The 23,115-nt window shown below is 69.6% G+C and carries 20 protein-coding genes and 1 pseudogene; 10 read left to right on the forward strand and 11 right to left on the reverse strand.

Features of this window, described 5'->3' with window-relative positions; genetic code table 11:
* The first annotated feature begins 25 nt into the window (after positions 1 to 25).
* Both AB0L64_RS20085 and AB0L64_RS20090 read left to right on the forward strand, forming a co-directional pair.
* The gene (locus AB0L64_RS20085) at positions 26 to 1,522 is read left to right on the forward strand and encodes an Nramp family divalent metal transporter (protein WP_363712039.1); all 1,497 of its coding nucleotides are present in this window, start codon (positions 26 to 28) and stop codon (positions 1,520 to 1,522) included.
* 1 nt (position 1,523) lies between these two features.
* The gene (locus AB0L64_RS20090; RefSeq protein WP_363712041.1) at positions 1,524 to 2,057 is read left to right on the forward strand and encodes a hypothetical protein; all 534 of its coding nucleotides are present in this window, start codon (positions 1,524 to 1,526) and stop codon (positions 2,055 to 2,057) included.
* A gap of 144 nt (positions 2,058 to 2,201) precedes the next feature.
* Here AB0L64_RS20090 and AB0L64_RS20095 read toward each other — a convergent pair whose 3' ends face one another.
* The 3 genes from AB0L64_RS20095 to AB0L64_RS20105 all read right to left on the reverse strand — a co-directional run bounded on the left by AB0L64_RS20095 (position 2,202) and on the right by AB0L64_RS20105 (position 4,335).
* A complete protein-coding gene (locus AB0L64_RS20095; protein ID WP_363712043.1) occupies positions 2,202 to 2,954 on the reverse strand; it encodes a GntR family transcriptional regulator in 753 nt (250 codons plus the stop codon).
* Between the two features lie 100 nt (positions 2,955 to 3,054).
* Positions 3,055 to 3,222 (reverse strand): hypothetical protein, encoded by a 168-nt coding sequence (locus AB0L64_RS20100; RefSeq protein ID WP_363712045.1) that lies wholly within the window; start codon positions 3,220 to 3,222, stop codon positions 3,055 to 3,057.
* 141 nt (positions 3,223 to 3,363) lie between these two features.
* Positions 3,364 to 4,335 (reverse strand): LysR family transcriptional regulator, encoded by a 972-nt coding sequence (locus AB0L64_RS20105; protein WP_363712047.1) that lies wholly within the window; start codon positions 4,333 to 4,335, stop codon positions 3,364 to 3,366.
* Positions 4,336 to 4,504: 169 nt separating this feature from the next.
* On the opposite strand from AB0L64_RS20105, the gene AB0L64_RS20110 reads away from it, so the two are divergent.
* Together AB0L64_RS20110 and AB0L64_RS20115 are read left to right on the forward strand one after the other, a co-directional pair.
* Positions 4,505 to 5,272, forward strand: a complete 768-nt coding sequence (locus AB0L64_RS20110; RefSeq protein WP_363712049.1) for an alpha/beta hydrolase — start codon at positions 4,505 to 4,507, stop codon at positions 5,270 to 5,272.
* A gap of 22 nt (positions 5,273 to 5,294) precedes the next feature.
* A complete protein-coding gene (locus AB0L64_RS20115; RefSeq protein WP_363712051.1) occupies positions 5,295 to 5,606 on the forward strand; it encodes a hypothetical protein in 312 nt (103 codons plus the stop codon).
* Here AB0L64_RS20115 and AB0L64_RS20120 read toward each other — a convergent pair.
* The 8 genes and pseudogenes from AB0L64_RS20120 to AB0L64_RS20155 all read right to left on the reverse strand — a co-directional run bounded on the left by AB0L64_RS20120 (position 5,597) and on the right by AB0L64_RS20155 (position 12,078).
* Complete coding sequence (locus AB0L64_RS20120; RefSeq protein WP_363712053.1) at positions 5,597 to 6,292, reverse strand: YdcF family protein; 696 nt, start codon at positions 6,290 to 6,292, stop codon at positions 5,597 to 5,599. The genes AB0L64_RS20115 and AB0L64_RS20120 overlap by 10 nt on opposite strands.
* On the reverse strand, positions 6,285 to 6,458 hold the full coding sequence (locus tag AB0L64_RS20125) for a hypothetical protein (protein WP_363712374.1): 174 nt from the start codon (positions 6,456 to 6,458) through the stop codon (positions 6,285 to 6,287). Before AB0L64_RS20125 ends, AB0L64_RS20120 begins: the two co-directional genes overlap by 8 nt.
* 187 nt (positions 6,459 to 6,645) lie before the next feature.
* Positions 6,646 to 6,885, reverse strand: a pseudogene (locus AB0L64_RS20130) (maleylpyruvate isomerase N-terminal domain-containing protein); the annotation flags it as partial.
* A gap of 60 nt (positions 6,886 to 6,945) precedes the next feature.
* On the reverse strand, positions 6,946 to 8,079 hold the full coding sequence (gene dnaN / locus AB0L64_RS20135) for a DNA polymerase III subunit beta (RefSeq protein ID WP_363712055.1): 1,134 nt from the start codon (positions 8,077 to 8,079) through the stop codon (positions 6,946 to 6,948).
* Between the two features lie 103 nt (positions 8,080 to 8,182).
* Entirely contained in the window at positions 8,183 to 9,025 is an 843-nt protein-coding gene (locus AB0L64_RS20140; RefSeq protein ID WP_363712057.1) for a S1 family peptidase, read from the reverse strand.
* 106 nt (positions 9,026 to 9,131) lie between these two features.
* Positions 9,132 to 9,743: an AAA family ATPase gene (locus AB0L64_RS20145; protein ID WP_363712059.1), complete on the reverse strand. Its 612-nt coding sequence runs from the start codon at positions 9,741 to 9,743 to the stop codon at positions 9,132 to 9,134.
* Between the two features lie 107 nt (positions 9,744 to 9,850).
* Positions 9,851 to 10,339: a DUF1269 domain-containing protein gene (locus tag AB0L64_RS20150; protein ID WP_363712061.1), complete on the reverse strand. Its 489-nt coding sequence runs from the start codon at positions 10,337 to 10,339 to the stop codon at positions 9,851 to 9,853.
* A gap of 131 nt (positions 10,340 to 10,470) precedes the next feature.
* Positions 10,471 to 12,078 (reverse strand): ABC-F family ATP-binding cassette domain-containing protein, encoded by a 1,608-nt coding sequence (locus AB0L64_RS20155; RefSeq protein WP_363712063.1) that lies wholly within the window; start codon positions 12,076 to 12,078, stop codon positions 10,471 to 10,473.
* A 240-nt stretch (positions 12,079 to 12,318) separates the two neighbouring features.
* On the opposite strand from AB0L64_RS20155, the gene AB0L64_RS20160 reads away from it, so the two are divergent.
* The 6 genes from AB0L64_RS20160 (at position 12,319) to AB0L64_RS20185 (ending at position 23,112) form a co-directional block, all read left to right on the forward strand.
* Positions 12,319 to 14,646, forward strand: a complete 2,328-nt coding sequence (locus tag AB0L64_RS20160) for a molybdopterin-dependent oxidoreductase (RefSeq protein WP_363712065.1) — start codon at positions 12,319 to 12,321, stop codon at positions 14,644 to 14,646.
* 222 nt (positions 14,647 to 14,868) lie between these two features.
* Positions 14,869 to 17,265 (forward strand): LuxR C-terminal-related transcriptional regulator, encoded by a 2,397-nt coding sequence (locus tag AB0L64_RS20165; protein WP_363712067.1) that lies wholly within the window; start codon positions 14,869 to 14,871, stop codon positions 17,263 to 17,265.
* A gap of 86 nt (positions 17,266 to 17,351) precedes the next feature.
* Entirely contained in the window at positions 17,352 to 18,806 is a 1,455-nt protein-coding gene (locus tag AB0L64_RS20170; RefSeq protein WP_363712069.1) for a cytochrome ubiquinol oxidase subunit I, read from the forward strand.
* Positions 18,803 to 19,843, forward strand: coding sequence for a cytochrome d ubiquinol oxidase subunit II (locus tag AB0L64_RS20175; protein WP_363712071.1), 1,041 nt, complete (start codon positions 18,803 to 18,805; stop codon positions 19,841 to 19,843). Before AB0L64_RS20170 ends, AB0L64_RS20175 begins: the two co-directional genes overlap by 4 nt.
* Positions 19,844 to 19,921: 78 nt before the next feature.
* A complete protein-coding gene (locus AB0L64_RS20180) occupies positions 19,922 to 21,778 on the forward strand; it encodes a glycoside hydrolase family 15 protein (protein WP_363712072.1) in 1,857 nt (618 codons plus the stop codon).
* A complete protein-coding gene (locus AB0L64_RS20185; RefSeq protein WP_363712073.1) occupies positions 21,775 to 23,112 on the forward strand; it encodes an NAD(P)/FAD-dependent oxidoreductase in 1,338 nt (445 codons plus the stop codon). Before AB0L64_RS20180 ends, AB0L64_RS20185 begins: the two co-directional genes overlap by 4 nt.
* Positions 23,113 to 23,115 lie beyond the last annotated feature (3 nt).

A 23,115-nucleotide genomic window follows, 5' to 3' on the forward strand; every position in this document is an offset into this window, starting at 1 on the left:
TTGGCGTCGATCTAAGGAGTCCGCCTTGGACGTCACGAGCAAGACCTCAGAAGTACCCGAAGAGCCGGCGGCCGCGGTCACCGAGAAGGTGTGGAAAGCCGGCCGGCTCGAACCGATGCCGATCCGGAAACTTCCGGACGCACCGCCCTCGTTGCACATCCTCGGCCCGACCGTCTTCCTGGTCGCGCTGGGGGTGGGCATGGGGGAGTCGTACATGTGGCCCCGGCTCGTCCTGGTGTTCGGGCCGGACATCCGCTGGTTGTTCATGGTCGGTGTCACGCTGCAGGCGTTCGTGCTGCTGGAGATGGCGCGGTACGCGATGGCCACCGGGGAGAGCATCTTCTTCGGCGCGGCCCGGATCTTCAAACCGCTGATGTGGTTCTTCTACGCGGCGGCGATCCTGATCTACATGTGGCCGGGCCATCTGTCCGCCGGCGCGGCCGCCTTCGAGGAGATCACCGGCATACCCTGGCAGGTCACCGCGTGCGTGGCTCTGGTGTTCGTCGGTGTGCTGTTCAGCCTGTTGTCGGTGATCTACAACTTCCTCGAGAAGCTGCTCGGCCTGCTGATCGGGCTGCTGGTCGTCGGTACGTCGGTGATCGCGGCGATCGTCGGCAGCTGGGACGACCTCGGCCGGACGCTGTCCGGGATGTTCGCGTTCGGGTACTTCCCGGACGAGGCGATGACGTCGGCCTGGTTCCCGGTCGTGGTCGGTTCGATCGCGTTCGCGGGACCGTCCGGGATGCAGCAGATGTGGTACACGCTGCAGCTGCGGGACAGCGGCGCCGGTATGGGCGCGCACATCCCGAAGATCCGCGGCCTGCGGGCGGCGAGCGAGGCCGAGTCGATGCCGTCCCGCGGGTTCATGTTCGACACCGAGGACCCGGCCGAGATGGCGAAGTGGAAGGGCTGGCGCAAGTGGGTCACGTTCGACGCGCTGCTGCTCTTCTGGGGCATCACGATGCTGGTCACGATCTCGTTCACCGTGCTGGCCATGTCGGCGTCCCGGGAGAACCCGGACGTCGCCACGCTGATCGAGGGCGGTGACCGGGAGGCGGCGCTGAAGGCGATGTCGGACGCGTTCGCGTCGGCCGGCTCGCCGATCCTCGGCACGTTGTTCTTCGCCTTCATCGCACTGATCGGGCTGAACGCGACCCTCGGTCTGTTCGACTCGTTCTCCCGCGGCCAGGCGGACATGACGTACTACTTCGTGCCCGGCGCGAAGCGGTTCTCGATGTCGCGGCTGTACGCCGGGTTCCTGTGGGGCGTGATCCTGTTCGGGATCCTGATCCTGCTGTTCGGGCCCGCCGACGGTCCGGCGGGGATCCTGGACACGCTCGCGTTCCTGTCCACCTTCGCGATGGGCGCGTACTGCATCGTGCTGCTGCTCACCAACAACATGCTGCTGCCGAAGAAGATCCGTCCCGGCCCGGTGCGGAACGTGATCATCGGCTTCGGCGCGGTGTTCTACCTCGGGATGCTGTTCTACTGCCTGTTCCGCTTCGGCGTGGCTGTGGGCTGACATGGCGGATCTGAAGCAGTTGGCGCAGTATTCGGTCCCGGCCGTCTCGGTCGGTGCCGCGGCAGGGTTGATCGCCGGTGGACTGGCCGCATTCGTCGGCCAGCCCGCCGGCTGGGCGGTGCTCACCGGGCTCGGTCTCGGCGTACCGCTGATGGTGTTCGGGACGGGGTACGCCGTCCTGGTCGCGCTGGGGAAAGTCCCCGCCGGGGTGTTCGCGCCGGCGGCGGTCTACTGGGTGATCGCGTTTCCGCTGGCGTTGCTGGTGCACGCGGTCGTCACCGAATGGGTGGTCGCCGGTTCGCCCGGTCTGCCGCCGGAACCGTGGAAGTTCCTCGCCTTCCGTGCGCTGGTGAGCATGGGATTCGCGATCGGCTTCCTCTGGATGCACGAACAGATCGGCCGCCTCTGGTGGCCGCACATCCTCGACCGCAACATGTACGCCCGACGGGTAGTCGAGCAGTACACCCACCTGGCCACCGCCCTGGAGGCCCGCAAGGCCGCCACCGGCCGGGGCCGCAAGAACCGCACCGCCTGACAGTCGCTCGAGGGGATATCCCCTCCTGTTGTGGGTTCTCCGCTCGTAGGCCAGGAGAGAACCCCCAACTCGAGGGGATATCCCCTCGAGTGCTGGTACGGCGGCAGCTGTGCTCGGCCGGGAACTGCCGCCTGGTGGTGCCCGTCAGCTCGTGCGGCGTCGGCGGCGGGAGGGTTCTGGGTCCGGGGTTTCTGCGGGGGGTGTGGAGGCCTGGAGGTCGTGGTAGGCCTTGCGGGTGTGTTCGGTGTGTTCGCGCATGATTTGGGCGGCCTTGTCCTCGTCGCCATCGCTGATGGCCTTGACCAGGCGGTTGTGTTCGCGCCAGGACGCGGCGCCGCGGACGGGGGCGACGGGGGTGTAGTACCAGCGGACGCGGCGGTCGACCTGGGCCGCGAAGTCGACGAGGAAGCGGTTGCCGGACATCTGGGTGATCAAGCTGTGGAGCTCCGCGTTGGTGCGGACCGTGCCGTCGATGTCGCCGGCTTCCTGGTACGCGGTGCCGACCTTGCAGAGCTCGCGCAACCGCGCGACGTCGTCCTTGGACGCGTGCCGGGCGGCGAGGCGTGCGGACTCCGATTCCAGGGCGGCGCGGGCCGCGAGCAGCTGGTCGACCTCGTCCTCGGCCGGCACGTGCACCATCGCGCCGAACCCCGGCCGCAGATCGACCCAGCCTTCGTTGTTCAGCCGTTGCAGGGCCTCGCGCACCGGCTGGCGGGAGACGCCGAGCATCCCGGCGAGCTCGACCTCGACCAGGTGCCGGCCGCGCTCGAGGGTGCCGTCGATGATCATCTCGGTGAGGGCCTCGTACACCGATTCCCGCAACGGCTGCGGGCGCTTGACGTGCCGCACACCGGCCGGTTCCGCACCCGCCCCTGGGCCTGCGCTGATGGTCGTCATGAGGTCCCTTCCGGTCCTACAGTCATGGCACTTGGTAGACAGTCTACCAAGTGCCATGACTTGACATATAGCTCCGGCGACAGAGTGTTCTGTGCCGGACTCAGGCGGCCGACTCGCGGTCGTCGTCGTGGGTGCCGCGGCCCTGTTCGGCCGTCAGCTTCGCGAGCTCCGTATCGAGATCGAGCGGCGTGCTCAGCTCCTGCAGTTCCGGTGCGTCCGGGAACTGCGGCCGCGCCGCCAGAGCACCGAACCTCCGCGTGAAGATCATTGCTGTCCTTTCCTGAATTCTGCCTTCTGTATACATTCAACCAGCCGTACTCACCGGTTATGCCCACGTCTCACGTGATCCCCGTTACGTACGCCGTGATCCCGCTTACACGATCAGGTAGGCACTTCCACCATCGCCGGGTCAGTGGCCGGCGGTCAAAGACTTGGTTGCTATGTCGAGATAGCCCGAATCCATCAGATGTACGTCGAGCAGGCCGTCGAGGGCTTTCTGTACGCCGGCCTGGCGCGCGACGTCGAGCAGCGCGCGGGCGAGGACGGGCTCGGGGCTGCGGGCGGCGATCACCAGGCCGACGCGCGGGCCGTGCGCCGGGCGCTTCAGCGGTACGACGCGCATCCCGTCCGGTACGCCGAACATGTGCAGCCACGCGTGCGAGATGACCGTCGACCAATGGTTGCCGTGCAGGTGGCTGTAGAGGCCGGAGACCGTGTCGCTCTCGATCGAGGGTGTCGCGGTCACCCCGTCGTCGGTGAAGTACCCGTTCATGATCCGCCGGTTGCGCATGTCGGGGGAGAGCAGGCACAGCGGCAGGCCGGCGACCTGCGCCCAGGTCGCGAACGGCAGCTCGGCGAGTTCGGTGTCCTTCGGCGTGAGCAGCAGGTACCGCTCCTCGTACAGCGGTGTCTTGCGCACCTGGCCGAGCGTGTCGTCGTCGAGGTACGTCATCGCGACGTCCAGCTCGAACTCGGCCAGCTTCTGGGTGATGTCGCGTGACGACAGCGACTCGAGCGTGACGCGGGTGTTCGGGTGCCGCTCGCAGAACGGGGTGGTGAGCAGCGAGACGACCGGCATCGCGGTCGGGATCGCGCCGAGCCGGAGTGTGCCGTTCAGGCTGCCGCGCATCATCGACAGCTCGTGGCGGAGTGCGTCCTGCTCGGCGAGGATCCGCTGCGCCCAGAGCAGCACCCGCTCGCCCTCGGGAGTCAGGCCCTCGAAGCGCCGGCCGCGGCGCACGATCGGTACGTCGAGCTCCTGCTCGAGCTTGCGGATCGCCGCGGACAACGACGGCTGGGAGACGTAACAGGCGTCCGCGGCCCGCGCGAAATGCTTCTCGCGGGCGAGGGCGACGAGGTACTCGAGCTGACGGAGCAGCATCAACGGCCTCGGGCTGGTGTGCAGTCGCCTGTATACATAATCCAACTGTAGTGAGACCGGTCGCGCACGGAAAGATCCCGGCTTACTGTGATGTGGGTCACACGATGTCTCGGGTGGACCGCGCCGTTCGACGGTAGGGCAGAGAGATTTTTCGGGCGAAGGAGCAGTGATGGAGAAGGTTGTCTCGAAGGACGGCACCGAGATCGCGTACGACGTGACCGGCAGCGGACCCGCACTCGTGCTGGTCGCCGGCGCGTTCACCGACCGGTCGAGGTACGTCCAGGACGCCGAGGCGCTGGCGTCGGCGTTCAGCGTGGTGAACTACGACAGGCGAGGTCGCGGTGACTCCGGCGACACCCTGCCTTACGCGGTCGAGCGCGAGTGGGAGGACCTCGCGGCAGTGCGCGACGCGACCGGCGCGCGGTTCGCCTGTGCGTACTCGTCGGGGTCGATGGTGCTGTTGCAGTCCCGGGTGCCGTTCGAGAAGCTGGCGGTTGTCGAGCCGCCGTTCCGGGTGGAGGGCGCACCGCCGGCGCCGGAGCGGTACCTCGAGCGGTTGCAGGAGTTCGTCGCGGCCGGGAATCCCGGTGGCGCGGCGGAGCTGTTCATGGTCGAGGCCGTCGGCCAGCCGAAGGAGATGGTCGACCAGATCCGGGAGACGCCGATGTGGGCCGGCCTCGAGGCGATCGCGCACACCCTGGTGTACGACGCGCTGCAGATGGGCGACAGCGCGGTGCCGACCGCACTGCTGTCGTCCATCGACATCCCGGCGCTGGCGCTCTACAGCAACGCGAGTCCCGACTGGCTGAAGGACTCGGTCCGGCAGACCGCGGAAGCGTTGCAGCACGGCACGGCCGAGGGCCACGACGGGACGTTCCACACCATCGCCTCGGAGAACCTGGCGCGCGTGCTGGCGGGCTACTTCGGCGCTGTGTGAACCGGGCGGCGACCAGGAGGACGTGGTTCGCCTGGTCGCCGAGCCGCTCGAAGATGATGAAGCCGATGTGCGCGTGCACCAGATACAGCGGGTAGGTGAGCGCGCCGAGCACCGCGAACCACGGCCGGCCCAGCCGGTGTGTGAGCTTCAGCGCGACCGCCGGCATGACGGCGGAGATCGCCACGATGATCGCGACCACGACCGTGCGGTCGATCTCGGTGCGGTACCGGAGACCGACGTCGGCGAACCCGATACCGCGGTAGACCGCGTTGCCGAGCGAGACCGCGACGAGGGCGAGTGTCTGCGACGTCGCTCCGTACCGGTCTACGGATGACGGTCGGATGCGGGGTATGCGGCGACGAGACGGTTGTAAGCGGCAAGTACTTCGTCCGGAATGTCGACGTGGTTGATGAAGTTGCGGCCGCGGGGCCCGTAGACGTCCGGCGACAGCCGATGGATCTCGCCGAGCAGGAGGGCGCGGAAGCGCTCGCGGCTCCAGATCTCGGGCGCGGCCGGCGCCGCGCCGACGTGATCCGGACCGATCCATGGGATGACCGGCGCGTGGCTGATCATCGTGCTGCCGGGCAGGTCGGCGAAGGATCGCTCGAAGCAGGCGTGCGTACGACGCTGCATGGTCGGGTCCTGGATCAGCAGCAGCGTTTGCGGGTGGCTGATCAGCGCGCGGGTGAACGCCGCGTTCTCGCCGCAGTTGGTGGATCGGTCCTCGACGACGATCTGATCGTCCGGGACGCCGTACCTCAGCAGGAGTTCGCGGAAGACGTGCGACTCGGGCCGGCCGGTGGCCAGGCCGAGCCCGCGCCGCCGGACGGCCTCGTCGAGGAACTGTGTCGAATGCCCGATCCCACCGCTGACGAGAATCGGTGCGGAGTGCGCGCGGTGCGCTTCGGCCGCGACCTCCACCGACTCCACCACGGCCGAGCCCATCAGCACGACCCGATCGACCGGCCGATCGATCGGGTCCCGGCGCGCGAGCCACCGCGCGATGACGCCCTCATCCAAAGCTGACTCGCTCCCGGTAGTACTCGAGGAGGTCTCTGTCGCCGTCCACCTCGAGATTGTCGTCGCGGCGCTTGTACAGGTGTAGCAGGAGGTCTGTCAGCGAGCCGCGGACGGTGACCGCGGCCCGCTCGGTGCTGTGCCGCCAGCGGATCGACTCGCCGGTCAGGTCGACGACCCACGACTGCTCCGGGGCGGTGCTTCAGCGTCCGGCCCGGAGCGAGCAGCTCACGCATCCACGGGTGCACCTCGAAGTGGAACGGGAGCGCGCCCAGCTCCATCCACTCGTCGATCCCATCGGTCGCGACGTCGGCATCCAGCTCGTACGTCGTCCCGAGCGCCAGCGCGGCGTCGGCGCGATGCATGACGGTCTCGTGCGCCATCCGACGCGCGGTGAACCGGGTCGTCGGCTCATCGACCGGCATCCGGATCGGTACGTCGGGGCCGGCCGTGCGCAGGGCCTCGGCCAGCTCATTGGCTCCGTCGACGATCCACCCGGTCAGCTCATCAGTGCTCAGGTCGTTGCCCGTGCCCAGGTGGCCGGCCGGCAACTCCGTCTGCTCGACGATCAGCTCGCAGTGCCGCTCGAACTCCATCTGCTACTCCTCCGCTCGGTCCTTTGCCGGGTGGTCGGAGCCGAAAACGGCGGTTTGACGTCAGGTCGGGAGACGCATCGGCATCAGGATGTAGGCGGCGTCGGACGGCGGTGTGTCCTCGGGGGAGCTGAGGCCTGTCAGGTTGGCCGGCTTGGTGGGCTGGGTGAAGGCGAAGTGCGCGATCGGCGCGCCCAGGGACGCCAGCCCGTCGAGCAGGTAGCCGGCGTTGAACCCCGTCACCACCGGATCGCCGTTGAGGGTGACCTCGACGGACTCGGACGCCTGTGCCTCCTCGCCGTTGCCCGCGTCGAGCGTCGCCGTGCCGTCCGCGAAGGTCAGCCGGACCGGCGCCGACCGCTCGGCGACCAGGGCGACCCGTTTGACGGCCTCGACGAGCGCGGCGGTCTGGACTGTGACGGTGCTGGTGATCGCGCTCTCGGCCGGGATCAGGCCGCGCACCTTCGGGAACTCGCCGTCGATCAGCCGGCTGGTCGCATGCCGCCCGCCGCCCTCGAACCCGATCAAGCCGTCCCCGGCGCCGGTCGAACCGAGCGAGAGGGTGATGTCGTGCCCGGACATCGCCTTGGCGACGTCGGCGAGCAGCTTCGCGGGAACCAGAGCGTTCGTCTCCAGGGCCGGATCGACGGGCTGCCACGGGACGGTCCGGACGGCCAGCCGGTAGCGGTCGGTCGCCAGCAGCGAGATGGTCGATCCGCGGATCTCCAGCCGGATCCCGGTGAAGACCGGCAGCGTGTCGTCGCGGCCGGCCGCGCTCACCACCTGCGCGACGGCGCGCATGAAGACCTCCGCGTCGACGATGCCGCTCGCCGCCGGGACCTCCGGGAGCGGCGGATACTCGTCGAGCGGCAAGGTGTGCAGCACGAACCGGGCCGCCCCGCTGCTCACCTGGACCCGGGCCGCTTCGCCGCTCAGATCCACCGAGTCCCGCGGCATGCTCTTGCAGATGTCCGACAGCAACCGCCCGGACACCAGCACCCGTCCCTCGTCGGCCACCTCGGCCGGCACGCTGACCTGCGCCGAGCTCTCGTAGTCGAACCCGGACACCGTCACCTGACCGTCGGCTGCCTCGACCAGCATCCCGGCCAGGATCGGCACGCTCGGCCTGCTCGGCAGCCCGCGCGCAACCCATCCGACGGCCTCGGCCAGCACCTCGCGCCCGACTCGAATCTTCATCCCAGCTCCTCCTCCCCATCGAGAGGAACGACTCAATCAGGCGGCACCGACAGTTTTCGGGACGGACCGGCGGACCGGCCGGTCCGTCCTCAGGAAACGACGATCAGAAGATCGTCACGCCGTACGCGTTCGCGGCTTCGCGGACGGGCTGGAAGAACGTCGTCCCTCCGGTCCGGCAGTCGCCGCTGCCGCCGGACGTGATGCCCAGTGCCTTCGTGCCGTCGTACAGCGGGCCGCCGGAGTCGCCCGGCTCGGCGCAGACGGTGGTCTGGATCATGCCGTCGACCTTGCCGCCGCCCTGGTAGCGGACGCTGACGTTCAGTGCGGTGACCCTGCCGCTGTGGATGCCGGTCGTCGAGCCCTTGCGGGTGACGGTCTCACCGACAACCGCGTCACCGACCGTGAAGCCACCCGGGTGGCTCAGTGACGTGTTGGTGTACTGCACCAGGGCGTAGTCGTTGCCGGGGAAGCTGTAGCCGATGGTCGGGCCGATCAGGGTGCTGTGGTTGGAGTTGGTGAACCACTCCTTCGCGACCTTGCCGCAGTGCCCGGCGGTGAGGAAGTAGTAGCTGCCGCCCTTCTGCACGTTGAAGCCGAGCGAGCAGCGGTACTGCCCGCCGTAGATCGCATCACCGGCCGAGAGCAGCGGCTTGAACACTCCGTTGGTGCGATTGACCTGCACACCGTCGTGCTGCAGCGCCGCAAGTCCCTTGGCAGAGACCGTGCTGTCTGCCGTCACCACGACCTTGCCGGCGGCCGCGTCGGTGTACCAGGCGACGCCGCCGACGCCGGACCGTTCGACCGCGGATTGCGCCGCGGCCAGCCGCGCGGCCGGTGACGGAGCCTTGGCTTGCGCCGGTACGGCGTACAGGGATGCTGCGACCGCGCTGACGGCGGCCAGGAGCTGGACGGTACGGCGCACGCGTGACGTACGTTCGATCCTCACTGTTCCTCCTGCGACATCGCGGGACCGTGTGGGCGGGGTCCCTGGAATGTCGTCGGCGCCTGTCAGGGGTGAGCACCGCCGACAGTGCACATGTTCCCGCCTGAAGTCAGTTGCAACCAGACCGTAGGCGCAGATCACCGAACGTAATCCGCTCCACCTGCTCGGCCTCCCGTCTGGTCAGAACGACTGCGGACAGTGCACCAGGTACGACGCGGCCCGGGTCGCTCGCCGCCTTCCGGACCACGTCCGGCCAGCGTCGACAATGCGTCTCCATGCTGGCCGACCGTACGACGCGGCCACGGGCCCGCTGCCCCGAGCGGGCCACGTCGCCCGGTACGTCGAGCAGGATCAGGTGCAGCGGCAGGCCAGCCTGGCGGGCGCGCCATCCGATCAGGGTCCGCGCCCACGGCCTGGTGGCGCAGTCGTGGATCACCAGCGGGCCGCCTCCGGGGCGCATAGCCGTCAAGAGCGTCACGTAGTACACGAGATGCACCAGGGGGCGCCACAGGGCGTAGGGGAGGACTCCCAGGACCGGCATCCACCGGTCGCGGATGTGCGCGGAGTCGTACACGCGCACGTCGTCGTTGCCGGCGAACACCCGGCGCAGGAGCGTGCTCTTCCCCGCGCCGGGTATTCCGGCCAGCAGTACGACCGCGTCGACCGCATACCGCAGCTCTCGTCCCCGCAGCACTCCTTCGACAAGTCCCGTATGCACCATGCATGTCCTTCCTGCACTCGCCAGGTACAGGTAGGACGAACAGGATCCGCCGGCGGCCCCGAAAGAACGCTGAGAAGTGGTTAGGAACTCCCTGAGAGATCGTGGGGTCAGTGCGTTCCGAAGGTCTCCAGCAGGATCTCGCGCTCGCCCTCGGTGAGGTTGGTGTCGACCAGCTTGATCCCCAGGCCGTGGAACCGCTCGCCCAGCCGATCGAGGTCACCTTGGTCGGTGACGACGAACAGGGCCGAGGTTCCTTCCGTCACTTCGCTGTGAATCTTGTGCAGTTGTTCCTTCGTGATGCCGACGTCCTCTGTCGCCTTGCTGATCGCGCCGATCGCCGCTCCGACGGCGCCGCCGATCAGCGGTACGAAGAACAGTGCGCCGAGCAGCAGGCCCCAGAACGCGCCCCACCCGGTCCCTCGCCAGGTCTCCTCGTGACTCTGGTGCGTCGTCGGCTTCGACTGGCCCTTCGGCCAACTGACCACCGCGTGGTCGAGGATCTTCACCAACCCGTCCGCACTGGCCCCCTTCAGTATCCGGACGGCTTTGTCGGCGCCGTCCGGGTCATCGAACTTCCACACCGTGAACGTGGTCATGCCACCGCTCTCCCCTCGAAGGTCCGGCGCAACCCACAGGCCCCCAGGGGGCTACGCCCTGTGTCGAGCGTAGCCCTCGTCGGACCGCCCCTGAAGACCGCGCGACAACCCTCTGACCTGCGGCTTTCCGGTCAACGCCGGAGGTCGCGCCGCTGGTGCATCCGGCCGTCGCCATCGAGCTCGACGACCGTGTCGACGCCGATCCGTTCCAGAAACGCGAAATCGTGGCTGACGACGAGCAAAGCACCGCGGTACGCGTCGAGAGCCTCCGCGAGTTGCTCCACGCTCGTGAGGTCCAAGTTGTTGGTGGGCTCGTCCAGTACGAGCAGCTGCGCCGGCGGCTCCGCGAGCAGCAGTCTGGCGAGTGAGACGCGAAAACGCTCCCCACCCGACAGCGTGCGCACCGGACGGTCCGGGCTGTCGCCGCGGAGCAGCAGACGCGCGAGCTGGTTGCGAATCGTGCCGACTGGCGTCTGCGGAGCGAGGGCCTGCACGTTCGCCAGTGCGCTCGCGTCGTCGTCGAGGCCGTCGAGGCGCTGCGGGAGATAGCCGACCAGATCGGTCAGGAGCTTCCCGTGCGGTCGTCCGGGCGTCGCAGCCGTCCCGTTGACCAGCTGACTGATCAGCGTCGACTTTCCGCTGCCGTTCGCGCCGACCAGCGCGACCCGCTCGGGGCCCTGGATCACGACAGTGCGGCCGTTGTCGAACAGCTCGGCGATCCGCCGTCCGCGCGGCACGTCGGGATCAGGGAGCACGAGGTTGATGTGCTCCTCCTGGCGTACCCGGGCGTCTGCGGCGTCGACCGCTGCCTGGGCCGACTGCACCTTGTCGTCCAGCGTCGAACGCATCGCACCGGCCGACGCCTGTGCCTTGCTCGCGCGGTTGCCCGCCAGGATCTTCGGTATGCCGCCGTGCTGCTGCGTCTTCTTCGCGGTGCGTTCGCGGCGGGCCAGTTTGGTCTCTGCCTCGACGCGTTGCCGCTTCTCCACCTTGAGCGCCTGCTGAGCAGACCGTGCGGCTTGGAGCGCGGCCGCTTGTTCTTGCTCCCGGTGCTCCTTCCAGGCGCTGTACGGACCGCCGTACGTGCTGAGCATGCCGTCGTACAGCTCGGTGGTGTTCTCCATGTGCTCCAGGAGCTCGAGGTCGTGGCTGACGACAACGAGCGTCCCGGGCCACTTGTCGACGAACTCGGCGAGTTTGGCGCGCGTCGGCCGGTCCAGGTTGTTGGTCGGCTCGTCGAGCAACGTGATCGGCGTACGGCGGACGCGCAGCCCGGTGATCGCGATCAGCATCGCCTCGCCGCCGGACACCTCGGCGACGCGGCGGTCGAGGTCGGCGGCGGAGAACCCGAGCTGGTCGAGCGCCTCGCCGGCGCGGGCCTCGATGTCCCAGTCGTCGCCGATCGTGTCGAAGTGGCGCTCGTCGGCGTCACCGGCCTCGATGGCGCGGATCGCGGCGACGATCGCGTCTACCCCGAGGAGCTCGGCGATCGTGGCGTCCTGGCGCAGCGTCAGCGTCTGCGGCAGGTACCCGACCTCGCCGCTCACGTCGATCTGCCCGGACGCCGGTCGGAGCAGGCCGGCGATCAACCGCAGCAGGGTCGACTTGCCGGCGCCGTTGCGCCCGATCAGACCGGTCCGGCCGGCGTTGACGGTGCCGCTGACGCCGGACAGCGCGACAACGCCGTCCGGCCACTCGAAGGTCAGCTCGCGCAGCGTGATTGCGGACTTGGAAGACATAGGTGTGCTTTCGTGGATCGAGGTCACGCGCGTCGGAACGCCCGGACCCGGGGAACAGGTCGGCGCGAAGCGGACAGGCCGGACGTGGCTCAGGCGGACCGCGGGACAGCACGGGTCGGACGCAACTGAAAGCCACCGGCGGTCCGGTGGCTAGATTCTGTCGACCTCGATCTCCACGACACCGAGCTTAACAGGTGCCACCATCGGTTCTAGCGGTGCGAATCAAGGGAGGTGGCGGCCATGGGCGGTGCTGTACGCCGGGTTCCGACCTACTGCCCGTTGTGCGTGTCCAAGTGCGGCGCGACCGCGGTCCTCGACGACGGCGAGTTCGTTGCTCTGGAACCCGATCCGTCGCATCCGACCGGGCAGGCCGTCTGTATCAAGGGCAAGGCGGCGCCCGCCGTGCTGAACCATCCTGATCGGCTGCTGTACCCGGTCCGACGTACCGCACCGAAGGGCGCCGCGGACCCTGGCTGGCAGCGGATCAGCTGGGACGAGGCGCTGGACACGATCGCCGCGAGGCTGACCGCCGCCGCGCGCGAGTACGGCCCGGAATCGGTCGTGTTCGCGAGCGCGTCCCCGTCGACGTCGGCGATGTCCGACTCGATCGACTGGGTGGACAGGCTGCGGCGCGCCGTCGGGAGCCCGAACTTCGCGGTCTACATGGAACTCTGCGCGTGGGGCCGGATGGGTGCGCCGCTGTTCACGTTCGGCGCGCCGGTTCCCGCGGCGTACATGCCTGATCTCGACAACGCCGGCTGCATCCTGTTCTGGGGTTACAACCCGTCGGTGGCGCGGTTGGCGCACGCCACGGCGACGACCGCCGCGCTGCGCCGCGGAGCCAAGCTCGTCGTCGTGGACCCGCGGCGCGCCGGACTGGCGAGCAAGGCGGATCACTGGCTGCGGGTCCGGCCCGGGACCGACGCCGCTTTGGCCCTGGCGATGACGCAGGTGATGATCACGCGCGGCTGGTACGACGAGGACTTCGTACGACGCTGGACGAACGCGCCACTGCTCGTCCGCAGCGACACCGGGCAGTTGCTCCGCGCGGACGGCGATCCGGCGGGGTACGTCGCGTGGGCGGGTCACCCGGTCCGGTACGACCCCTCAGCAGGCCGGTACGAGGTCGACGAGTCGCAGTTGGACCTCGCCGGAACACATCTCGTGCCGACGGCCGCCGGGCCGGTCGTGTGCCGCCCTGTGTTCGCCGTACTGGCCGAGGAGTGTGCCCGCATGACGCCGGAAGCGGCGGAGGACCTGACAGGAGTGCCGGCGGAGGAGATCGAGGCGTGTGCGCGGACCCTGTGGGAGTCCCGCCCGGTCGCCTTCTACACGTGGAGCGGACTCGAGCAGCACAGCAACGTCACGCAGACGGTCCGTGCGATCGACGTGCTCTACACACTGACCGGCTGCCTCGACGCTCCAGGTGGCAACGTGTTGTTCTCGGCGGTCCCATCGAACCCGGTGGCGCCGAGGACCGCGCCGGCAGAGCAGGTGCAGACTCTCGGGTTCACTGAACGCCCGCTCGGCCCGGCTCGGCTCGGCTTCGTCACCGGGTCGGCCCTGTACGAGGCCGCGCTCGACGGTCGCGTCCGGGCGCTGCTGACGTTCGGTGCGAACCTGGTGATGGCCCACGGCGACACCGCGCGCGGCCGGAAGGCACTCGCCGCCGTCGATTTCGTGGCGCACGCGGACCTGTTCCTGAACCCGACCGCCGAACTCGCCGACATCGTCCTGCCGGTGGCCGCCGCGTTCGAGGCCGAGGCGCTGCGGATCGGCTTCGAGACCAGCCAGGACGCGCAGTCGCTCGTCCAGCTGCGCACCCCGTTGGCGGCGCCGCGCGGGGAAGCCCGCTCCGACCTGCAGATCGTCTTCGCGCTGGCCGAGCGCCTCGGCGTCGGGGACCAGTTCTTCGGCGGGGACATCGAGGCCGCGTTCCGCCACCAGTTGGAGCCGGCCGGTATCACGCTGGAGCAGTTGCGGGACAACCCGACGGGCGTCCGCGTCCCGCTCACCACGGCGTACCGAAAGTATCGCGACACCGGCTTCCGCACGCCGACCCGCAAGATCGAGTTGTACTCCGAGACGCTCGGGGCCGCGGGTGCTCCGCCGCTCCCGGCGTACTCCGAGCCGGCCACCAGCCCGCGGTCCCGCCCCGAGCTGGCCGCGGAGTTCCCGCTCGTCCTCACGTGTGCGAAGTCGCTGTGGTTCTGCGAGTCGCAGCATCGCGGCATCGCGGCCCTCCGCAAGTCCACGCCGGACCCGCAGGTCGAGCTGCACCCCGACACGGCCGCTGCGCGTGGGATTGCAGCCGGCGACTGGGTTCGCATCTCCACTCCGGCCGGCAGCGTCCGGGCCCGCGCCAAGTTCAACGCCGGCCTCGACCCGTCGGTGGTCTGCGGCCAGCACGGCTGGTGGCAGGGCTGCGCTGACCTCGATCTCCCTGGCTACCCGGTCGAGGGCCCCGGCAGCGCCAACCTCAACCTCGTGCTGCCCCAGCAACCTGGCGACCCGATCAGTGACAGCGCGCCACTCCGCTCGTCCCTCTGCAACATAACGCGGCTGTGAGGCCCCGCGAACAGCGTGTGTTCCGCGATCGTGGTTTCACCCAGTGTGGGCGATGCCGCGGGGTCAGCGGCGAATCCACAGTCGAACGAAGACCGCTCACATCGTCCGGGTCGTGCCGGACGTGTGCAGCAGGCTGTGGGGAGAGGCCGGGGGGATATGAGGGCAGACTTGCGGACGGAGCGCATCGGACAACACACCGCGGGTACGTACGGTCTCAGACGCGTGACCGTCTCGGCCGTCCCGCCCGACCGGATCCGTCCACCGGGGCCGCCGCCGTTCCGGGTCGTCCAGCGGCCGCGGTTGCTCGATCTCATCTCGCGGGGCGTCCGCGAGGCCCCGCTCACGCTGGTGAGCGCCGGTGCCGGTTCCGGCAAGACGGTGCTCACCGCAGCCTGGGCGAGGCACCACCGACAGACGCCGGTCGCCTGGCTCTCACTGTCCGATCGTGACGACACGTTCATCCCGGACGTGTGCAGTGCGCTCGCGGGCGCCGGTGTTCTGGACGCCGACGATCCGCACCTGACCGACGTCGAGGCACTGTCCGCGCACTTGCTGCTGCTGGACGAACCGGTGGTCCTCGTCCTCGACGCCGCCGACCGCGTACGGCGCCAGGTGGTGTTCGAGCAGCTGGGCAGGCTGCTCGACGCGGCCGGGGACCGGCTCCGCGTGCTGATGACGACCCGGGCGGATCCGCCGCTGCCGCTGCACCGGCTCAGACTCGAGGGGACGGTCTCGGAGATCCGCTCCGACGACCTCGCCTTCACCGCCGCGGAAGTCGGGGCCTTGCTCGGCGTCCACGACATCGAGGCGCCGGAGGCGGTCCAGGAGGTGTTCGAACGGACCGAGGGCTGGGCCGCCGGCGTGCGGCTGGCAGCGCTCGCGCTGTGGGCCGGCGACCACAAGACCCTGCCGACGGGGTTCGCGGCCGACTACCTGGCTGCCGAGGTGTTCGCCGGTCTCGACCGGGACGATCGGGACTTCCTGCTCAGGATCAGCCTGGTGGACGAACTTCCGGCAGAGCTCGCTGCCGCGCTCGCGGATCGCCCGGACGCGGACAGCGTGCTGCGGCGGATGGCGATCGGCAACACCTTCGTCCAACCTGTGCACGGCCACTACCGGATCCACGGGCTCGTCCGGGAGTTCCTCCGCGCCGAGCTCGCCCGCACCCTGCCCGGCGCGATCGACGACCTCCGGCGGCGGGCCGCGGACTGGTACGGCGCGAACGGCCGACTGGTGCAGGCCGTCAGCCATGCCGCCGAGACGGGCGACTGGGAGCGCGCCGCCGGTTTCGTGGTCACCGGGCTGGGCGTCGGAGACCTGCTGCTGCGGACCGGAGTCGGCACGGAGCTGGCCCGTGGCCTGTCGGACATGCCGGCCGTGGATTCCGTCGACGTACAGCTCGTGCGCGCCGCGATCGCCGTCGCCAACGACGACGTCACCGCAGCCAGGCAGCTCCTCGCGGACTGCGCGGTGGACCACCCCGTCAGCGGTGACTGGTCGGCGTCGGCCGCTGCCGTGACCACCTTGCTGTACGACAAGTCGGGCAGTGTCGACCAGACATTGCTCGCCGCCCGAGCGCAACGGGAGGAACTGGCCGCGCACGGCAACGCAGTACTGAACGCGTTGGTACTGGGCGCGGAGGGCAAGGCGCATCTGCGGGGCGGCGACCTCGATGTCGCGTGTGCTGTGCTCACCGACGCGGTCCGGACGGCCGCAACGGGTGACTGCGCGGATCTCCGGTTGCTCTGCCTTGCCACGCTGGCGCTCGCCGAAGCCTGCCGGGGCCACCTGTCCCGCGCCCAAGGACTCGCGGACACCGCCGAGCGCCTCGCTGCGGAGTCCGTCGCCGCGGCCGAGCGTCCCGCCGCAACACATCTGGCGCACGCCTGGGTTGCGCTGGAGCGTCAGGACCTCGCCGGAGCGCAGCAGTCCCTCGACCGCGCTCGCCGGCTCCGTGAGACGCACAGCGACCACCTCTTCAGCTCGATGTTCTCGCTGCTGAGCGTCCGGCTGATGCGGGACCGGGGCGACCGGATCGGCGCCCGCGGCGCGCTGGCGGACCCGGAACCGCCGGACAGCTGGCTGCGCAGGTCCATCGACGCCGAGGCGGCAGGCGTCGGTCCTAACCGGGCCGGGCGGCACGACACGACCGGGCGCGGGACGATCACCGCGTCGCAGCAGATGCAGGAGCTCCTGGACCAGGCACTGGCCGAATGGCTCGACGGGAACGTCCGCGACGGCCGGTCCGACATCGCCAAGGCGCTGTCGCTCGGTCGCGCCGAGCGGCTTCGCCGTCCGTTCGCGCACACGTCCGGCCGGATCCGGGCGATCATCCGCAACGACGCCGCGCTGCGCTCACTGGCCGGCTGGCTCGGCCCGGACGAGCTGACGACCGGGGACCCGTCGGACGGCCCGGCGCCGATCGTGGAGGAACTGTCGGAGCGGGAGCTCGAGGTCCTGCGGCTGCTGGCGGCGCTGCGCACCACCACCGAGATCGCCGCCGAACTGTTCATCTCGGTCAACACGGTGAAGTCGCACATCCGCAACATCCTGCGGAAGCTGTCGGTCTCGAGCCGCAACGAGTCGGTCCGCCGGGCGTGGGACCTGAACCTGATCTGACCAATCACTCCGGGCGAGTGATGCCGGGCGCCGTTCGGACCGGACAGAGTCGAGGCCGGAGGAGTCCGGCGGGCAGGGGAGGCTCGATGATGGTGGGGGAGACCGTGATCGGTCTGGCCGTCGCGGCCGCCGCGGATCCGGTCCCGTGGGCGCGGTCGCAGATGGCGTTCACCCTCGCCTTCCACATCGTCCTGGTGCCGCTCGGGGTGTCTTGGGCGTTCATGACCCTGATCGCCAACTACCGGGCGGTACGGCACGACGACCACGACGCGCTGCTGCTCGCGCAGCGGTGGTCGAAGTACATGGCCGTGACGTTCGCCGTCGGTGCGGTGACGGGGACCGTGCTGAGCTTCGAGTTCGGCCTGCTCTGGCCGCGGTTCATGGGCACCTGGGGCGACGCGTTCGGGATCCCGTTCGCGTTCGAGGGCCTGTTCTTCTTCACCGAGGCGATCTTCGTCGCGATCTACATCTTCGGCTGGCGCCGGCTGAAACCCTGGACGCACTTCTGGACCGGCGTACCGATCCCGGTCGCCGGCGTCTTCGGCTCGATCTCGGTGGTCGCGGCGAACGCGTGGATGAACGCCCCGGGCGGATTCACGATGAACGCGAACGGCGAGATCACCGACGTCGATCCGGTCAAGGTGATCTTCAACGACGCGATGCCGTTGCAGGCCGCGCACATGGTGATCGCGGCGTACCTGGTCGGCGGGTTCCTGGTCGCGTCGGTGTACGCCGCCGGGATGCTGCGCGGCCGGGACGACCGGTACCACCGGCTCGCGTTCACGATCGCGTTCACGGTCGCCGCGGTGGCGACGCCGATCCAGATGGGGGTCGGCGATGCGCTGGCCCGGTGGGTGTTCAACAACCAGCCGGTGAAGTTCGCCGCGATCGAGCTGGTGCCGACGACGAGTTCCGACGTACCGGAGCGGTTGCTCGGCAAGCTGAATCCGGCCGGCAAGGTCACCGGCGGCATCCCGATCCCGGGTCTGGCCTCCTGGCTGTCGGATCCGAGCACCGGTCGATCGACCGTCGTCGAGGGGCTGAACAGCGTGCCGGCCGACGAACGCCCGACCGTCGACGAGACGAACATCGTCCACCTCGCGTGGGACGTCATGGTCGGGATCGGTACCGCGCTCTTCCTGCTGTCGGTCTGGTACGGCGTGATCTGGCTCGTCCGCCGCCGGATGCCCCGGAGCAAGTGGTTCCTAGGCGCCGCGGCCTGCTCCGGTGTCCTCGCCGTGATCACGATGGAGGCCGGCTGGATCGTCACCGAGGTCGGCCGGCAGCCGTGGATCGTCTACCAGCGGATGAAGGTCGAGGCGGCCGCGACCGCGAACACCGGTGTCTGGCTCACCTTCATCGGCGTCTTCGTGCTGTACGCCGCCCTCGGCGTCACGCTGATCCTGGTGCTGCGCGGGATGAGCCGGCGCTTCCGCCGCGCGGGCGGCTTCGTCGAGGGGGACACGCCGTACGGACCGACGGAGGCGGTCACGGCCGACGAGGTCGAGGCGGCCGAGCAGGTCGAGGAGCGGACGCCGTGAGTACGACGATCGCGGTGGTGCTGCTCCTCGCCCTGGCGACGTACGCCGTGTTCGGCGGGGCGGACTTCGGCGCCGGGTTCTGGGACCTCGTCGCGGGCGGACCGGACCGCGGCGCGGAGCCGCGCGCGGTGATCGAGCGCTCGATCGGTCCGGTGTGGGAGGCGAACCACGTCTGGCTGATCTTCATCTTCGTCGTCACCTGGACCGCGTTCCCGGCGGCGTACCAGTCGATCATGCTGACGATGTTCGTCCCGCTGACCGTGGCCGCGCTCGGGATCGTGTTGCGGGGCGCGAGTTTCGCCTTCCGCAAAGGGGTCGTGACGCTGCGGTTCCGGCGGATCTTCGGCGGGGCGTTCGCGTTGTCGTCGGTGCTCGTGCCGTTCTGCATGGGTGCGATCGCGGGTGGCATCGCGTCGGGGCAGGTGCCATCGGGCGGCAAGGCCGGCGACCCGGTGGACAGCTGGCTGAACCCGACGTCCTTGCTCACCGGCGTGCTCGCGGTCGTCGTGGCGGCGTACCTGGCCGCGGTCTATCTGGTCTGGGACGCTCGCCACTTCCGCCAGTTCGCGATGGCCGAGTACTTCCGGCGCCGCGCCGTGGTGAGCGCCGTCGTCGCCGCGGTGGTCGCGGTGGCCGCACTGTTCGTCCTGAACGCCAAGGCGTCGCACGTCTTCGACGGCATGACGTCGAGAGGGCTGCCCGCCGCGATCCTCAGTGTGCTGTGCGGATTCGGCGCGCTGGTGCTGCTGATGCGGTACGCCGCCCGCGGTGCGCGGGTCCTCGCCGTACTCGCAGTGGCCGGGATCATCGTCACCTGGGGCATCGCCCAGTGGCCGTACCTGTTGCCGGAGAGCTTGACCGTCGCGGCGGCGGCCGCACCCGACGACACGCTGGTCGCGTTGCTCGTGGCGGTCGGGCTGGCAGTGCTGATCGTCGTGCCCGGCTTCGTCCTGCTCTACGTGCTCGACCAGCGAGCGCTGCTGCCCGACGAGAGTGTCGAGGACGTCGGCGACCGTCCAATCACCTCTGGCGGGTGATTCCTTGTCCTGCACGGCCGCAGATCGTGGAGGCAGTCCCGTGACGTCGCGTGTCACGACTGTGAAGGAGCTCCCGCCATGACTTCGTCGCCGTTCCCGCCGATCGCCGATTACGCCTTTCTGTCGAACTGCCACACCGGTGCCCTGGTAGCTCCGGACGGATCGGTCGACTGGCTCTGTCTGCCGTCGTTCGACGCACCGAGCGTGTTCGGCAACCTGCTGGACCGCGGGGCCGGGTCCTTCCGGTTCGGTCCGTACGGGATCAACCAGCCGACCGCCCGGACGTACGTGCCGGGCACGAACGTGATGACGACCACGTGGCACACCCCGGCCGGCTGGCTGCTCGTCCACGACGCCTTGACGATGGGCCCGTCACAGGGCCCGGACACGGTGACCCCGCACACCCGCCCGCCGGCCGACGACGACGCCGAGCACGTCCTGATCAGAACCGTCGAGTGCCTCGAGGGATCGGTCGAGATCGAGCTCGTCTGCGAACCGGCCTTCGACTACGGGCGCGTCCCGGCCGAATGGGCGATGGTCGGCGACGACGCGCACACCGCGGACGCGTCCGGCGCCGGCCGGACGTTCCGGCTGAGCACCGACATGCTGATCGGGATCGAGGGGGGCTCCGCCCGGGCCCGGCACGTCATCTCCAAGGGGGAGAAGGCGTACTGCGCGCTGTCCTGGGCCGACGGTCTGGCGTCACCGGCCGACCTCGCCGACGCGGAGGCACGCATCGCCGCGACGATCCGGTTCTGGCGCAACTGGCTGGCCCGGGCCCGGATCCCCGACCACCGGTACCGGCATCCGCTGGAGCGGTCGGCACTGACCATCAAGGGCCTGACCTACATGCCGACCGGAGCCACGATCGCCGCACTGACCACCTCGCTGCCGGAGACGCCGGGCGGCGAACGCAACTGGGACTACCGCTACACCTGGATCCGCGACACGACGTTCACCTTGCAGGCGCTGCACTACCTGAACCTGGACTGGGAGGCCAACGAGTTCATGCAGTTCGTGGCCGACCTGGAGCCCAACTCGGACGGCGCGCTGCAGATCATGTACGGCATCGACGGCCGCCGCGACCTGGCCGAGTCGACCCGTGACGACCTCAGCGGCTACGAGGGCGCCAGCCCGGTGCGGATCGGCAACGGCGCGTTCGACCAACGGCAGAACGACGTGTTCGGCGCGGTGCTGGACTCGGTGCTGCTGCACACCGTGCGGAGCAAGCGACTGCCGCGCCGGCTCTGGCCCCTGGTCGAGTCGCAGGCCCAGTGTGCGATGTCGTCGTGGCGCGATCCCGACCAGGGCATCTGGGAGGCCCGTGGAGATCCGCAGCACTATGTCTCGTCCAAGCTGATGGGCTGGGTGGCCCTGGATCGTGCGTCCCGGCTGGCCCGGATCCGCAACGACGAAGACCTCGCCGAGCTGTGGGCGAAGACGGCCGAGGAGATCCGCGACGACATCCTCGAGCACGGGGTGAGCGACCGCGGTGTCCTGCGCCAGCACTACGACACCGACGCGCTGGATGCCTCGACCCTGCTGGCCCCGCTGTTCGGCTTCCTGCCGGGAAGCGACGAGCGGATGCGGGCGACCGTCGAGGCGATCGACAACGAGCTGACCGAGAACGGCTTCGTGCTGCGCTACCGGACCGACGAGACCGACGACGGCATGTCCGGCAAGGAAGGCACGTTCCTGATCTGCTCGTTCTGGCTGGTGTCCGCGCTGGCGGTCATCGGTGAGATCGACCGTGCCCGCAGCCAGTTCGAGCGGCTGATCCGGATCGAGTCGAAGCTCGGCCTGTACGCCGAGGAGTTCGAGGTGGACCGGGCCCGGCACCTGGGCAACTTCCCGCAGGCGTTCTCGCACCTGGCGCTGATCGGAGCGGCCGGCCGGATCATCCTCGCGGACTTCCGGGAGGAGTTGTCGCTGTGAACGCGCAGGGACAGGAGAGCCCGCACGTCGTCGTACTCGGGGGCGGGCTCGGCGGGGTCGCGTGTGCGCACCGCCTCGGGGACGAGGGAGTCCGGGTCACGCTGGTCGACCGTAACGACTATCACCAGTTCCAGCCGTTGCTCTACCAGGTCGCGACGGCGCAACTGCCGGCCGAGGACATCGCCCGGCCGCACCGGGCGATCTTCCGCGAGCATCCGACGGTCGAGGTGCGCACCGCCGACGTCGCGCAGATCGATGCCGGCAACCTCACGCTGAAGTTGACCGACGGCGACGCGATCACCGGATCGCACCTGGTGATCGCGGCCGGCGCGCGGCCGGAGTACTTCGGGGTTCCGGGCGCGGCCGAGCACGCGTTCGCCCTGTACTCGGTCGCCGACGCGGAGCGGTTGCGGATCCACGTCCAGTCCCTGGTCCAGGCCGGCGCCGAGCCGAACGCGGACGAGAGCGAGCTCGACATCGTGGTCGTCGGCGGCGGCCCGACCGGCGTCGAGATCACCGGGGCACTCACCGAGCTGATGGCCGCGCTGGTGGCCACCGAACGGATCCCGCGGCCGGGCAAGGTCACCGTGGTCGACCGCGGTGACACGTTGCTCGGTGCGTTCTCCGAGAAGTCGCACGAGTACGCGCACGAGCGGCTCACCAAGGAAGGCGCCGAGCCGAGGCTCGGTACCGGGGTGTCCGCGGTGCACGCCGACCGCGTCGAGTTCGACGACGGGACGTCGATCCGCACCCGGACGGTCATCTGGGGCGGCGGCGAGTCGGCCGCCTCGGTGGTGGCGAACGCGCCCGGGCTGCCGACCGGCCGCGGCGGGCGCATCGACGTACTTCCGGATCTCACGGTCGACGGCCACCCGCACGTCTACGCGGTCGGCGACGTCGCGAACATCCCGGCCAAGGACGGCACGATCCTGCCGCAGCTGGGCTCGGTCGCGCAGCAGTCCGGCGCATGGGCCGCCGGCAACATCCTGCGGGAACTGCACGGAGACAAGGCCAAACCGTTCCACTACAAGGACAAAGGCATCATGGCGATGATCGGCCGGAACGCGGCCGTCGCCGAGGTCGGCCGGCATCGGCACCAGGTGGAGGGCCCGGTCGCGTTCGCGGCGTGGCTCGGCGTCCACGCGATGCTGGTCAGCGGTGCGCACAGCAGGACCGACGCGTTCTTGTCCTGGGCCTGGGACTACTTCGACCGTGACCACGCCGCGACCGTCGAGTGGTCCGCCACGCCGGAGCGGATCGCCTGGGGCGACGAGGCCGCCGACGTTCCGCACATCGTCCTGGACCGAGGCGACCCGACCGCCCGCGACGCCTGAGGA

Origin of the sequence: Kribbella sp. NPDC051936, assembly GCF_040680955.1 — a bacterium.
GTDB lineage: Bacteria > Actinomycetota > Actinomycetes > Propionibacteriales > Kribbellaceae > Kribbella.